Origin of the sequence: Streptococcus mitis (genome assembly GCF_023109515.1) — a bacterium.
In the GTDB taxonomy this organism is placed as follows: domain Bacteria; phylum Bacillota; class Bacilli; order Lactobacillales; family Streptococcaceae; genus Streptococcus; species Streptococcus mitis_CS.
The window spans coordinates 677187-691602 of sequence record NZ_JALDUM010000001.1; the positions used below are offsets into that span (position 1 = coordinate 677187).

The window sequence follows — 14416 nt, forward strand, 5'->3', positions numbered from 1 at the left end:
AAATCCCAGTTCATATAGGCTAGGCAGATATGGCTAGGATTTAAAAAGTTTACAGAGGACGGTCTATAATGTCAGATAGAAAAAACATGAAACTTTTCGCACTCAACTCTAACCAAGAGATTGCACAGAAAATTGCACAAGCTGTTGGTGTACCCCTTGGAAAACTATCATCACGTCAATTTTCAGACGGAGAAATCCAAGTGAATATCGAAGAAAGTGTCCGTGGTTATGATGTTTACATCATCCAGTCTACAAGTTTCCCTGTTAACAACCACCTAATGGAATTGTTGATCATGGTTGACGCTTGTGTGCGCGCAAGTGCCCACAGTATCAACGTTGTCCTTCCATATTTTGGCTATGCACGTCAAGACCGCATTGCTTCACCTCGTGAGCCACTTACAGCTAAACTAGTTGCTAATATGCTGGTTAAGGCTGGAGTTGACCGTGTCCTTACGCTTGATTTGCATGCCGTTCAGGTTCAAGGCTTCTTTGACATTCCTGTTGATAACCTTTTCACAGTTCCTCTATTTGCAAAACATTACTGCGATAAGGGTCTACTTGGGTCAGATGTTGTTGTCGTCAGCCCTAAAAATTCAGGTGTGAAACGTGCCCGTAGCTTGGCTGAATATCTTGATGCTCCTATCGCCATTATCGACTACCCTCAAGACGATGCAACTCGTAACGAAGGTTATATTATCGGTGATGTTGAAGGCAAGAAAGCTATCTTGATTGACGATATTTTAAATACAGGACGTACCTTCTCTGAAGCTGCTAAAATCGTTGAACGTGAAGGAGCTACAGAAATTTATGCTGTTTCTAGCCACGGTCTCTTCGTCGAAGGAGCTGCTGAACTTCTTGACAATACTAATATTAAAGAAATTCTTGTGACTGATTCAGTAGCAACAAAAGAAAAAACTCCTAAAAACGTATGCTACATCACTGCTAGTGAGTTAATTGGTGATGCTATCGTCCGTATTCACGAAAGAAAACCAGTCAGCCCACTCTTTGCCTACAACAAAAAGAAATAAGGTGATTCTTTGATTTATTTGGACAATGCTGCAACGACTCCCATGTCAGCAGTTGCTATTTCAGCTATGACCAAGGTTATGCAAGAAACCCATGGAAATCCTTCTAGTATTCATGGGCATGGCCGTCAAGCTGGCAAGCTCTTACGCGAAGCCCGTCAGGAACTAGCTCAATTACTGGGAACAAAACCTCAACATATCTTTTTCACTTCTGGTGGGACTGAAGGAAACAATACTGCCATCATTGGCTACTGCCTTCGTCACCAAGAACAAGGAAAACATATCATCACAACTGCCATTGAGCACCATGCCGTCCTTGAAACCATTGATTACTTGGTTCAAAACTTTGGGTTTGAAGCAACCATTATCCAGCCAGAAAATCAAGAAATCACAGCCCAGCAAATCCAAGAATCCTTACGTGATGATACGATTTTGGTTTCTACCATGTTTGCCAATAACGAGACAGGAAACCTACTTCCCATTGCTGAAATTGGCCAAATACTCAAGCAACACCCAGCCGCCTATCATGTCGATGCAGTTCAGGCTATTGGTAAAATCCCTATACACCCAGAAGAATTGGGCATTGATTTTCTCACTGCTTCTGCCCATAAATTCCATGGTCCTAAGGGAATCGGTTTTCTCTACGCTTCTAGCATGGACTTTGATTCCTATCTCCATGGTGGAGACCAAGAACAGAAAAAACGAGCAGGAACTGAAAATTTAGCTGCCATAATAGGCATGGTTGCAGCTCTAAAAGAAGACCTAGAAAAACAAGTAGAGCATTTTCAACATGTACAAAATTTAGAAACTACCTTCCTTGCAGAACTAGAGGGAGTTCAGTATTACCTGAATAGAGGCGAACACCATCTCCCCTATGTTCTCAATATTGGATTTCCTGGCCAAAAAAATGACCTCTTACTCCTTCGTCTAGATTTGGCTGGAATTTCAATCTCTACTGGCTCAGCCTGCACTGCAGGCATTGTACAATCCAGCCATGTTCTTGAAGCCATGTACGGGGCAAATTCAGAACGCTTGAAGGAATCCGTTCGTATCAGTTTGTCGCCAGAAAATACTGTTGAAGATCTACATACCCTCGCAAAAACCTTAAAAGAAATTATCGGAGGTTAGCCATATGGCATTTGAAAAAACCATTCAGTTAAAAAATTGTCGTTACGACTACACTCTTAGCCCTTCTGTTAAAAAATTCACCCTTAAGGACAACACCTTTTTTGAGACTAAGGTTGGTAACTATGAATTGACTCGCCTTTTGGAAAAAGTGCCGAACAGCGGTGAGGGATTCCAACTCAAAATCATCATTAACAAGGAACTTACAGGTGCTAAAATCAATATCACTGACAAGTTTGGGCTACGTCTAGTTGATATTTTCAAATCAGAAGACCACCACATTCATCAGGAAAAATTCTACTTCCTCATGGATAGCTTGGTAGAACGTGGTGTCTTTACAAAATCGGAAAGATAGGTCCCATATGTTTGAACTGACCTATAAGGACAACTATCATGTAGAGCGTACACTCAAGTATGAGGATTATAAAGCTCTCATGCTGGCTCTGTCAGGATGTGTGACCCTACCAGATACACTTTATGTGACTTCTCTGACTTTTAATGGCCAGAAAGTTTATCAGGGTCTGGTCGGAGACCTCTACCGATTTCTATCACATGCAGATTTTTTACATCAAAACTAAGATTTTTCTTAGTTTTTTCTTATTTTTGTTGATTTTTTCACAATGTTTCTATAAAATAGAAGAATAGAAAGGTTGTGATTTTGTGAAAGATAAACAGTCTGCTATTCCAAAAGCAACAGCGAAAAGACTCTCTCTCTACTATCGAATTTTTAAGAGATTTCATGCAGAAAAGATTGAACGTGCCAACTCTAAGCAAATTGCAGAGGCTATCGGTATTGATTCCGCGACCGTACGTCGTGATTTTTCCTATTTTGGTGAACTAGGTCGGCGTGGATTTGGCTACGATGTCAAAAAACTGATGACATTTTTTGCCGATTTGCTCAACGATAACTCCATTACCAATGTCATGCTGGTTGGTATTGGAAATATGGGCCATGCCCTTCTCCACTACCGCTTCCACGAGCGTAACAAGATGAAGATTATCATGGCTTTTGATCTTGATGACCATCCTGAAGTTGGTACCCAAACTCCTGATGGGATTCCTATTTACGGAATTTCTCAAATCAAGGATAAAATCAAGGATGCTGATGTGAAGACTGCTATCCTGACCGTTCCTAGCGTCAAGTCACAAGAAGTTGCTAATCTATTGGTTGATGCTGGCGTGAAAGGAATTCTCAGTTTTTCACCAGTCCATCTGCATTTACCAAAAGACGTGGTCGTTCAGTATGTCGATTTGACAAGTGAACTCCAAACCCTCCTCTACTTCATGCGAAAAGAGGATTAGAAAGCGAAAATCATTTTATGAAAAAACCAGTTATTGGGATTACAGGAAACGAAAAAACTCATCCAGATGATGACATCATGATGAGCTACGCAGCAAAAGGCTTTGTTGAAGGAGTTAAAGACGCTGGAGGGATTCCCATCATCCTACCGATTGGTAATCAAGAAATGGCCTGCCACTATATCAGTTTGATTGACAAGCTCATCTTGACAGGTGGGCAAAATGTTGACCCAAAATTCTATGGTGAACCAAAAACCATCGATAGCGATGACTACCACCTTCAAAGAGACATCTTCGAACTGGCCCTCATCAAGGAAGCTATTAAACAGAAAAAGCCTATTTTCTCCGTCTGTCGTGGGACTCAACTCTTTAACGTTGCCATGGGTGGAACTTTGTATCAAGATATAGAAGACCACTGGCAAGATTGTTCTGCTGAGTACACAACTCAACGCTTGGTGACAGAGCCTGATACAGTTCTTCGAGAAATCTATGGAGAAATTTCCCATATCAACTCCTTCCACCACCAGAGCATCAAAGATTTAGCACCAAATTTAAAGATTGCGGCTCATGATCCTAAAGATGGTATCATTGAAGCTGTCATGAGTACGGATGATTTTGCCTTTCTCGGTGTCCAATGGCACCCAGAATTTCTATTTGAAAATCGCCCCAAGGATAAAAACCTCTTTGACTATGTCGTAAATGAACTTTAGATTAAATCCGTCTTTTCACGATAACTAAAGTAATTAGAATGAGAGACAATCAAATGGTCCAAGAGGACAATCCCCATCAGGTCACAGGCTTCTTTTACAAGTTTAGTGACATGATTATCATTTCGGCTAGGGGCTACCGCTCCTGAAGGATGATTGTGGACCAAGATAAGAGAGGTCGCCATATGCTTGATAGCATAGTGAAGAATCTCACGTGGTTCAGCAATACTACGAGTAGCTGAGCCGATAAAAATGGTCTGTTGATGGATGATTTGATTTTGAGTATTGAGATAGAGCGCCACCAGGTGCTCTTGTTTTTTATGTCCCAACTCCTGTTGCATCTTCTTGGCCAGCTTTTGACTGCTGAGAATACTTTCCATCTCAATAGTTTCATGTTTGTGAATACGATGCCCCAGTTCAATCATAGCTTGTAATTCTATAGCCTTAACACGCCCGATACCAGACAGACTCTGCAATTCCTGCAGGGTCATTTTTTTCAAATCCGTTAGGCTTGAAAGGTTGTTCAAAACTTTCTGGGCAATTTCAAAAACGCTAGCTTGACGTGTTCCTGTCCTGAGTAAAATAGCTAGCAACTCTTGATTACTGAGCGCTTCGACTCCTTCCTTGGCCAGTCTTTCTCTTGGTAATAGTGAATCTTCTTGAAATGAAATACTGTACATAAAAATCCTCCTCACTTTATTATTCGTGAGAAGGATGGAAAATTAGATTTTTTTCTCAATTGGGGCTACACTAGCTAAAAGTTTTTTCAAACCTACTTCTGGGAAATTTATTTTTAATTCCTGCGTAGCACCGCTACCTGAAACTTCCAGAACAGTTCCCTCTCCCCATTTCTTGTGGAGAGCAATGTCACCAATGGACCAATTTGCCTCACTAGAAGCTGATTTTGCACCAGCTGTAAATTGACCAAATGGGAGACCGCTTGACTGGATAGTCTTTGGAGCCGCACTGCGTTTACGGTCTTGAAGGGCCTGGGCTAAGCTCATTCCTTGACCAAAGGCAAGGCCGCCACTGCTATAAGATGCCTTAAAGCTTGAATTTGCAGGACGAGCCAGACCTTGATACTCAAGTAAGTCTGAGCTGATTTCGTTAATAAAACGAGTCGGACGGTTGTAGTTGGTACGACCAAAAAGCAGGCGCGAGTTGGCATTTGTCAGATAGAGAATTTTCTCTGCACGCGTAATTCCTACATAGGCCAGACGGCGTTCTTCTTCCAATTCATCTTGATCCTCAGCCGCGCGACTAAGCGGAAAGACATTTTCTTCCATCCCAATCAAAAAGACAACTGGAAACTCGAGACCTTTGGCAGCATGCAGGGTCATTAGGGTAACTTCTGATGTCTCCTGACTACCTGAATCTGTATCAGCAATCAAGGCCAGGTCATTTAAGAAACGACTTAGTTTGTCCAGACCAGTTTCCTCTTCTGGCCCATCAGAGGTGTCATCAAAGTTTTTCGTTACAGAAAGGAACTCCTCGATGTTTTCTACCCGAGCCTTGCTTTCTAAGGTCGCTTGGGCATTAAGAATATCGACATAACCTGTTTTTTCTAGGACTGCTTCAACCAACTCAGTAATACTTAACTGGTCCAGTTGCTCCCGCAAATCCAGAATCATATTGGCAAAATCCCAAATAGACTGGGCTGCCTTCCCCTTGATGCCAGACAACATAATGTTTGCTGAAGCATCTAGCATGGACATGTCTTGCATATTGGCAAAGTCACGGATTTTCTCAACTGTACCTGGGCCAATTCCACGTTTCGGTTCGTTGATAATACGCTCAAAACTGATATTGTCACTCAAATTGGCAATAAGATTGAGGTAAGCGATAATATCTCGGATTTCCTTACGGCTGTAGAACTTGGTTCCGCCAACCATGGTATAAGGAATATTTGACTTGAGCAAGGCTTCCTCAATAGTACGGGACTGCGCATTAGTACGATAAAGAACTGCAAAATCCTTGTGAAGGAAGTTTTGACTCCGACCAAGTTCATCGATAGTTCTGGCTACAAATACAGCCTCATCTAGCTCATCATTGGCACGATAGTAAACGATTTGTTCTCCATCCGCATTCTGGGTCCAGAGATTCTTAGGACGGCGGTTTTTATTGTTTTTAATGACCTCGTTGGCCGCTTGGAGAATGGTTTTAGTTGAACGATAGTTTTCTTCTAACAAGACAACCTTGGCTTGGGGATAATCCTTTTCGAAGTCCAAGATATTCTGCATATCAGCACCACGCCAACCGTAGATAGACTGGTCCGCATCCCCAACAACACAGATGTTTTTAAAGCGCGAAGCCAAGAGTTTGACAAGTTGGTACTGAGCGTGGTTTGTATCTTGGTACTCATCAACATGGATGTATTGGAATTTTTGCTGGTAATAAGTCAAAACATCAGGATTTTGATCAAAAAGACGCAAGGTCAGCATAATCAAATCATCAAAGTCAACCGACTCTGACTGACGAAGTTCTTTTTGGTAAGCAGTATAACACTGGGCCACGATTTGCGTGTACATATCGCCAGCTTGGGCAGCATAAGCTACATCATCAATCAAATCATTCTTGGCATTGGAAATAGTCCCTAAAATGCTCCGTTCATTCCATTTTTTTGGATCCAGGTTCAACTGCTTGAGAATGCGTTTCATGAGCGTTCGCTGTTCACCAGGGTCGACAATTGTAAAATTACGATTGTAGCCAATATGGTCCGCATCGCGACGCAAAATACGCACACACATGGAGTGGAAGGTCGCAATCAGACAGTCCTGAGTGGCTGGATTAAGGTTATAAGCACGCTCTTTCATCTCACGCGCAGCCTTGTTGGTAAAGGTAATGGCCAAGATATTCCACGAATTGACTAGCTTTTCATCAATCAGATAAGCAATGCGGTGGGTCAACACTCGGGTCTTTCCAGAACCAGCCCCTGCCATGATTAACAAGGGACCTTCTGTCGTTTGCACCGCCTCAGCTTGACGGTCATTCATTCCATTTAATAATGCGTTCATCTTCTCTTCCTTACTCTTGAAGTCAATGTTTCTATTATATCAGAATTCAGGGAAAATATCTTTACCTAGACTGGTTACGTCTAGAAGACGGCACCTTATATCTGGATAAAAAATGAGCTTGGATTAAAATCTCCAAACTCATTTATTACTCAATGAAAATCGAAGTGCAAACTAGGAAGCTAGCCGCAGGCTGTACTTGAGTACGGCAAGGTGAAGCTGACGTGGTTTGAAGAGATTTTCGAAGAGTATAAAGTCAATTTCAATATACTAGAACAAACCTAATACTGTTCCATCACTTTCAACATCCATGTTGAGAGCTGCTGGACGTTTTGGTAGGCCTGGCATGGTCATGACATCGCCAGTTAAGGCAACGATAAAGCCTGCACCTAATTTTGGTACCAATTCACGAATAGTAATTTCAAAGTTTTCAGGTGCTCCAAGTGCATTTGGATTATCTGAGAAACTGTATTGAGTTTTAGCCATACAGATTGGCAATTTGTCCCAACCGTTTTGAACGATTTGAGCGATTTGTGTTTGAGCTTTCTTCTCAAAGTTCACTTTGCTACCACGGTAGATTTCAGTAACAATCTTTTCAATCTTTTCTTGGACAGAAAGGTCATTGTCATACAAACGTTTATAGTTAGCTGGGGTTTCAGCGATAGTCTTGACAACCGTTTCAGCAAGTGCTACACCACCTTCGGCACCATCAGCCCAGACACTTGCTAGTTCAACCGGAACATCGATTGAGGCACAAAGTTCTTTCAAGGCTGCAATTTCGGCTTCTGTATCAGATACAAATTCGTTAATAGCTACGACTGCAGGTACTCCAAATTTACGGATATTTTCAACGTGACGTTTCAAGTTAGCAAAACCGGCACGAACCGCCTCCACATTTTCCTCTGTCAGAGCATCTTTAGCCACGCCACCATTCATCTTAAGGGCACGAAGGGTTGCAACAATAACTACTGCATCTGGAGATGTTGGCAAGTTTGGTGTCTTAATATCAAGGAATTTCTCGGCACCAAGATCTGCACCAAAACCAGCTTCAGTAACTGTGTAATCAGCCAAGTGAAGGGCTGTTGTAGTTGCCAAGACAGAGTTACATCCGTGAGCAATATTGGCAAATGGACCACCGTGCACAAAGGCAGGTGTTCCGTAAATTGTCTGAACTAGGTTCGGCTTAATCGCATCCTTCAAAATCAAAGCTAAGGCACCTTCAACCTGCAAATCACCTACAGAAACAGGTGTACGATCATAGCGATAACCGATAACAATATTAGCCAAACGGCGTTTCAAGTCCTCGATATCCGTAGCCAAGCAAAGAATGGCCATTATCTCTGAAGCAACGGTAATATCAAAGCCATCCTCACGTGGAATTCCGTTTAGAGGACCACCAAGCCCAACTGTAACATGACGAAGTGCACGGTCGTTCAAGTCCACAACACGTTTCCAAAGGATACGACGTTGGTCAATTCCCAGCTCATTGCCTTGGTGCAAATGGTTGTCAATCAAGGCAGAAAGAGCATTGTTGGCAGTCGTAATGGCATGCATGTCCCCCGTAAAGTGGAGGTTGATGTCTTCCATTGGCAGCACTTGGGCGTAACCACCACCAGCAGCACCACCCTTAATCCCCATTACTGGACCAAGAGATGGTTCGCGAATAGCAATCATGGTTTTCTTGCCAATCTTATTCAAGGCATCCGCAAGACCAATGGTAATGGTTGATTTTCCTTCACCTGCAGGTGTTGGGTTGATGGCAGTAACCAGAATCAATTTTCCAACTGGATAGCTCTCAACTGCACGAATTTTATCAAAGCTGAGCTTAGCCTTGTACTTTCCGTACAACTCTAAATCATCGTAAGAAATACCAAGTTTCTCTACAACATCAACGATTGGCTTCAACTCAATACTCTGTGCGATTTCAATATCTGTTTTCATTCAAAACTCCTCTAACCTCTTATATGATAATTCATTATAACACAAAACAAGATTTTTAACATCCTAAAACTCTCTAAACGTTCGTAAATATCCCTATTTTTAAGGTTTTTAGAGTCCTTTCTTAAATTTTATATGGCTTTATAGTTTGAAACTATATTCTTTCCTTTTACCAAATTTTTATTGCTTTCATTTTACTTACCGTTTATTTTTGTGTACAATAGTGCTATGAAAATTTTAGTTACATCGGGCGGTACCAGTGAAGCTATCGATAGCGTCCGTTCTATCACTAACCATTCTACAGGTCACTTGGGCAAAATCATCACAGAAACCTTGCTTGCTGCAGGGCATGAAGTTTGTTTGATAACAACAAAACGAGCTCTGAAGCCAGAAGCCCATCCCAACCTAAGCATTCGAGAAATTAACAATACCAAGGACCTTCTCCTTGAAATGCAAGAACGTGTCAAGGACTATCAGGTCTTGATTCACTCAATGGCTGTGTCCGATTACACTCCTGTTTATATGACAGGTCTAGAGGAAGTTCAGTCTAGCTCCAATTTGGAAGAATTTTTAAGCAAGCAAAATCATCAGGCTAAGATTTCTTCGACTGATAAGGTTCAGGTTTTATTCCTGAAAAAAACATCCAAAATCATCTCTCTAGTCAAGGAATGGAATCCTACTATTCATCTGATTGGTTTCAAACTGCTGGTTGATGTCTCTGAGGATTATCTCATCGAGATTGCCAGAAAAAGTCTTATCAAGAACCAAGCAGACTTGATTATCGCAAATGACCTGACTCAAATCTCAGCAAACCAGCATCGTGCAATCTTTGTTGAGAAAGATTATCTTCAAACAGCCCAGACTAAAGAAGAAATTGCAAAACTCCTCCTTGAAAAAATTCAAGCCTATCATTCTTAGAAAGGAAAGCTATGGCACACATTCTCTTGGCTGTAACGGGCTCAATCGCCTCTTACAAGTCGGCAGATTTAGTCAGTTCTCTAAAAAAACAAGGCCATCAAGTCACTGTCTTAATGACTGAGGCCGCTACAGAGTTTATCCAACCTTTGACACTACAGGTCTTATCTCAGAATCCTGTCCACTTGGATGTCATGAAGGAACCCTATCCAGATCAAGTCAATCATATCGAACTTGGAAAAGAAACAGATTTATTTATCGTGGCTCCTGCAACTGCTAACACTATTGCAAAACTAGCCCACGGCTTTGCGGACAACATGGTAACTTGTATGGCTCTAGCCTTGCCAAGTCATATTCCCAAACTCATCGCACCAGCTATGAATACAAAAATGTATGACCATCCAGCAACTCAGGCTAATCTGAAAACATTAGAAACCTACGGCTATCAGCTGATTGCTCCTAAGGAATCCCTACTAGCTTGTGGAGACCACGGAAGAGGAGCCTTAGCCGATCTCACAATTATTTTAGAAAGAATAAAGGAAACTCTCGATGAAAAAACGCTCTAATATTGCACCTATTGCTATCTTTTTTGCAACCATGCTCGTGATACACTTTCTGAGCTCACTTATCTTTAACCTTTTTCCATTTCCAATCAAACCGACTATCGTTCATATTCCTGTCATTATTGCCAGCATTATTTACGGTCCACGCGTTGGAGTTACACTTGGATTTTTGATGGGGCTACTTAGCTTAACTGTTAACACGATTACAATTCTACCGACAAGTTACCTCTTCTCCCCATTTGTACCAAACGGAAACATCTACTCAGCTATCATTGCCATCGTCCCACGTATTTTGATTGGTTTGACTCCGTATCTAGTTTATAAACTGATGAAAAATAAAACTGGTCTGATTCTAGCTGGTGCCCTTGGTTCACTTACCAACACAGTCTTTGTACTTGGTGGAATTTTCTACCTTTTTGGAAATGTCTTTGATGGTAATATCCAAAAACTCCTAGCAACTGTTATCTCAACAAATTCGATTGCCGAATTAGTCATTTCCGCAGTTCTAACCCTAGCCATTGTTCCAAGACTACAGACTTTGAAAAAATAAAAACAATCTCCGCTTTCATGCTTGAAGGTGGAGATTTTGCTCTATACAGTTTCTTTTTAGTGAAATCTTTACTAACTTTTAACTAAAAAACGACCTATAAACTTAAGTAAATTCTTGCTTTATTGTCTTGTTTATTGTACTATACTAGTGTATATACAGATAAAAAGGAGATTCTTATGAATACACGGAAAAAGACACAATTTATGACAATGACTGCTCTTTTAACGGCTATTGCGATTTTGATTCCAATTGTTATGCCTTTTAAGATTGTCATTCCACCTGCTTCTTACACTTTGGGAAGCCACATCGCTATTTTTATCGCTATGTTCTTGTCGCCCTTGATGGCTGTTTTTGTCATCCTAGCCTCTAGTTTTGGATTTTTGATGGCTGGCTATCCCATGGTTATCGTTTTTCGAGCTTTTTCCCATATCTTTTTTGGGACTTTGGGGGCTCTTTACCTACAAAAATTCCCCGATACACTAGATAAACCAAAATCTTCTTGGGTTTTTAACTTTGTTTTAGCGCTTATCCATGCCCTTGCTGAAGTATTAGCCTGTGTCCTTTTTTACGCAACTTCTGGTACCAATGTAGAAAATATGTTTTATGTTCTATTTGTGCTAGTTGGATTTGGTACAATTATCCATAGTATGGTAGACTATACATTAGCACTAGCTGTCTATAAAGTGCTTCGAAAACGCCGTTAAAAGGAAGAACTATGACAAAAGATCGCAAACAAGCCCTTCTCCAACTCTTGAAAGAAGCTCCTAAAGCCCTCAATGGCCAAAGTTTAGCTGAACATTTCCATGTTACACGCCAGGTCATTGTACAGGACATTGCAATTTTGAGAGCCGATGGCGCTCCTATCCTATCCACTAATCGTGGCTACGTCTATAAGCAAGTTGATGTCAATCCATACGTCCACAAACTTTTCAAAGTGAAACATGAAGTTGAAGAAATCGGTCAAGAACTCCTTGCTATCGTAGATAATGGTGGACGTGTTCAAAATACCTTGATTGACCATCCCGTTTATGGAGAAATTGAAACCTTGCTTAAACTGTCTTGTCGCCGAGATGTTCAGCATTTTCTAGAACAAGTCGAGCATTCTGACTTTAGACCTCTGTCTGAATTGACAGATGGCATCCATTACCACCTAGTCGAAGCTGAAACACAACAAGACCTCCGCTATATCGAGGAGGCCTTGGATCAGCTCGGTTATTTAGTAAAAGACTAGAAAATTTTCTTTTCCCAATCGTCTTCTGTACGGCGAGGGTAGAAAAATTCAGATTTGTCAGGAGCTTCCATCATCTCCATCAAGGGTAACATATCATAGGCCAGATCCAAGTTTGGAATCTGGTCTTTTTGCACCCAAGAAACTTCTCCTTCATCTGAAGAGCGAAGGGTACCAGAGAACTCAGTTGTCTTATAACAAACGACAATATAGCGCCCACCTGTATCCAGTGGCCAATTTTTAATGCCGACAAGTTGAGGATTTTGGATAGTCAATCCTGTTTCTTCATAGATTTCACGAATAACAGACTCTGCGAAAGATTCGCCATTTTCTACATGGCCTCCTGGAAAGGCATAACCTGACCAGCGATTGGTTTCAGGAGCGCGATACTGCATCACCACGCGCTGAGTTTCGAGGTCTTCAATCAGACAAATGTTTGTTAAAATTGTTAATTGGGAACGGGACATAAATTTACTCGCTTTCTAATTTATTAAATTTTTAGACTTGGTACCAGTACCATTAGCTTCTACTTTTTAAAATTATTTAGAATAGAATACCATCCGTTTTTCCTTTATAGGCTTTCCAAGTTCAAGCATCTTTTCTTGTCCATCAAAAGTAAAGCCCATTTTTTGATAGAAAGCAATGGCGCGCTTATTATCTTTCAATACCCATAAGAAAATTTCAGAAAAATGATCAAGAGCAATCAAAGCTGCTTTCATTAACTTTTGTGCGATACCTTTTCCATAATAGTCTTTTAAAACATATAAAGCAATAATTTCACCAGCTTGAATAGTCTCATCACGAAAGTTGCCATAACTTATAAAACCAACTACCTTCAGACCATCCATCGCAATCAATGTATTTTCTGGAAACTTTTGACTAAAGAATCGACATCTTTCTAATGTCATTGTCTCCTGAAATTCTGCAGGCAAAAGGTCGTCATAAGCTTCTCTCCACGCTTTCCAGTGAACAAGTGATTTACCTTCTATCTCTTCAGGAGTTTCCATTGATTTAATAATAACCGTCATTTATTTTCTTCTCCTTAATCCAAGGCCTTGACTTCCAACATCATATCACGTATCTGAGCCGCTAGTTCAAAGTCAAGCACTTCGACGGCTTCTTGCATTTGTTTTTCGAGTTTCTTAACAAGTTCTTTGCGCTCTTGTTTGTTTAGGCTATTGATATCGACTTCCTTGTCTTCTTCCTTAGCAACTGCCTTGGTCACAGCAATCAGGTCACGGATTTCTTTCTTGATTGTCTGAGGCACAATACCGTGTTCTTCATTATAGGCCATCTGGATTTTCCGACGACGGGCAGTTTCATCGATAGCACGTTGCATAGACTGAGTCACAGTGTCCGCATACATGATGACATGCCCTCCCCAAAAGCCATAACCAGAACAGCGATTGGTTTCAGGAGAGCGATACTGCATGACCACGCACTATGTTTCGAGAGCTTCAATCAGATAAATATTTGTTAAAATCGTTAATTGGGAACGGGACATAGTACTCACTTTCTATATTAAATGACTTTTTCATGGCTAATTTCAGACTTCATAATGAAAGGATTAATTCGTTCGTGGTAATCATTTACTTCATGAAGCAAATATCCTTTTTTAATGACAATTTCTTGTTCCTGAACTTCAAAATCAAGTGTTATTGGAAGAGGGATTTGTGGCATAAAGGCAAAAATAACAAACATAAATATCCATATATATAAACTACAAATAGTACTACGGATTCCTTCAAAAATACGGTATCGTTCCTTGAAACAATAACTAAGAATGTGAGCGATAGCTAAAATAACTGGTAAAAATTGTCCTGTATGAAATATCATGGGAATGAATTGTATTCCAAATATTCCAAAGAGAAGGTCTAGAATTACCAGGTGTCTACAAAAACGAATAAAAAGAGTAATCACTAAAAGGAAAAGCCAACTATCCCAAAGAATGGGAGTAAACGATAAACCAAATATTGATAGGCAAAAATCGATAAGGACAAATCCTAGTAAAATCATATAGACTATTCTAAATAAAGTTAAGTGTTTCAAGATGGA

At 40.7% G+C, this 14416-nt stretch carries 17 protein-coding genes and 1 pseudogene; 11 read left to right on the forward strand and 7 right to left on the reverse strand.

The genetic code is table 11. From position 1 onward, the window contains the following. The first annotated feature begins 68 nt into the window (after positions 1-68). The 6 genes from M1G05_RS03365 (at position 69) to M1G05_RS03390 (ending at position 4159) form a co-directional block, all read left to right on the forward strand. Positions 69-1028 (forward strand): ribose-phosphate diphosphokinase, encoded by a 960-nt coding sequence (locus tag M1G05_RS03365; RefSeq protein WP_084926530.1) that lies wholly within the window; start codon positions 69-71, stop codon positions 1026-1028. Between the two features lie 9 nt (positions 1029-1037). Then, a complete protein-coding gene (locus tag M1G05_RS03370) occupies positions 1038-2153 on the forward strand; it encodes a cysteine desulfurase family protein (RefSeq protein WP_247953105.1) in 1116 nt (371 codons plus the stop codon). Positions 2154-2157: 4 nt separating this feature from the next. Next, a complete protein-coding gene (locus tag M1G05_RS03375) occupies positions 2158-2505 on the forward strand; it encodes a DUF1831 domain-containing protein (protein ID WP_000863540.1) in 348 nt (115 codons plus the stop codon). Between the two features lie 7 nt (positions 2506-2512). Further along, complete coding sequence (locus M1G05_RS03380; RefSeq protein WP_153209575.1) at positions 2513-2728, forward strand: DUF4649 family protein; 216 nt, start codon at positions 2513-2515, stop codon at positions 2726-2728. A gap of 82 nt (positions 2729-2810) precedes the next feature. Next, a complete protein-coding gene (locus M1G05_RS03385) occupies positions 2811-3452 on the forward strand; it encodes a redox-sensing transcriptional repressor Rex (RefSeq protein ID WP_000653417.1) in 642 nt (213 codons plus the stop codon). A 17-nt stretch (positions 3453-3469) separates the two neighbouring features. Beyond that, positions 3470-4159: a gamma-glutamyl-gamma-aminobutyrate hydrolase family protein gene (locus M1G05_RS03390; RefSeq protein WP_125443185.1), complete on the forward strand. Its 690-nt coding sequence runs from the start codon at positions 3470-3472 to the stop codon at positions 4157-4159. On the opposite strand, the gene radC is transcribed toward M1G05_RS03390, so the two are convergent. The 3 genes from radC to M1G05_RS03405 form a co-directional block, all read right to left on the reverse strand. Further along, positions 4156-4836, reverse strand: coding sequence for a RadC family protein (gene radC, locus M1G05_RS03395; protein ID WP_125443184.1), 681 nt, complete (start codon positions 4834-4836; stop codon positions 4156-4158). The genes M1G05_RS03390 and radC overlap by 4 nt on opposite strands. A 42-nt stretch (positions 4837-4878) precedes the next feature. Continuing rightward, on the reverse strand, positions 4879-7170 hold the full coding sequence (gene pcrA, locus M1G05_RS03400) for a DNA helicase PcrA (RefSeq protein WP_247953106.1): 2292 nt from the start codon (positions 7168-7170) through the stop codon (positions 4879-4881). 267 nt (positions 7171-7437) lie between these two features. After that, on the reverse strand, positions 7438-9108 hold the full coding sequence (locus tag M1G05_RS03405) for a formate--tetrahydrofolate ligase (protein WP_247953107.1): 1671 nt from the start codon (positions 9106-9108) through the stop codon (positions 7438-7440). A 225-nt stretch (positions 9109-9333) separates the two neighbouring features. Here M1G05_RS03405 and coaB point away from each other — a divergent pair, with 225 nt between their 5' ends. The 5 genes from coaB (at position 9334) to M1G05_RS03430 (ending at position 12364) form a co-directional block, all read left to right on the forward strand. Beyond that, complete coding sequence (gene coaB, locus M1G05_RS03410; RefSeq protein WP_247953108.1) at positions 9334-10023, forward strand: phosphopantothenate--cysteine ligase; 690 nt, start codon at positions 9334-9336, stop codon at positions 10021-10023. Between the two features lie 11 nt (positions 10024-10034). After that, the gene (gene coaC, locus M1G05_RS03415) at positions 10035-10586 is read left to right on the forward strand and encodes a phosphopantothenoylcysteine decarboxylase (RefSeq protein ID WP_247953109.1); all 552 of its coding nucleotides are present in this window, start codon (positions 10035-10037) and stop codon (positions 10584-10586) included. Then, positions 10570-11133 (forward strand): ECF transporter S component, encoded by a 564-nt coding sequence (locus M1G05_RS03420; protein WP_000747412.1) that lies wholly within the window; start codon positions 10570-10572, stop codon positions 11131-11133. The genes coaC and M1G05_RS03420 overlap by 17 nt, the downstream gene beginning before the upstream one ends. A 176-nt stretch (positions 11134-11309) precedes the next feature. After that, a complete protein-coding gene (locus M1G05_RS03425) occupies positions 11310-11837 on the forward strand; it encodes an ECF transporter S component (protein WP_172923518.1) in 528 nt (175 codons plus the stop codon). Between the two features lie 11 nt (positions 11838-11848). Next, positions 11849-12364, forward strand: coding sequence for a transcription repressor NadR (locus M1G05_RS03430; protein ID WP_247953110.1), 516 nt, complete (start codon positions 11849-11851; stop codon positions 12362-12364). Here the strand turns inward: M1G05_RS03430 and M1G05_RS03435 are convergent. From M1G05_RS03435 to M1G05_RS03450, 4 genes and pseudogenes are all read right to left on the reverse strand, one after another. Next, complete coding sequence (locus tag M1G05_RS03435; RefSeq protein ID WP_084924308.1) at positions 12361-12828, reverse strand: 8-oxo-dGTP diphosphatase; 468 nt, start codon at positions 12826-12828, stop codon at positions 12361-12363. The genes M1G05_RS03430 and M1G05_RS03435 overlap by 4 nt on opposite strands. 72 nt (positions 12829-12900) lie before the next feature. After that, complete coding sequence (locus M1G05_RS03440) at positions 12901-13389, reverse strand: GNAT family N-acetyltransferase (RefSeq protein WP_084924306.1); 489 nt, start codon at positions 13387-13389, stop codon at positions 12901-12903. Positions 13390-13403: 14 nt separating this feature from the next. Beyond that, positions 13404-13739, reverse strand: a pseudogene (locus M1G05_RS03445) (UvrB/UvrC motif-containing protein); the annotation flags it as partial. Positions 13740-13882: 143 nt separating this feature from the next. Next, entirely contained in the window at positions 13883-14410 is a 528-nt protein-coding gene (locus tag M1G05_RS03450; protein ID WP_247953111.1) for a hypothetical protein, read from the reverse strand. Between the last annotated feature and the right edge of the window lie 6 nt (positions 14411-14416).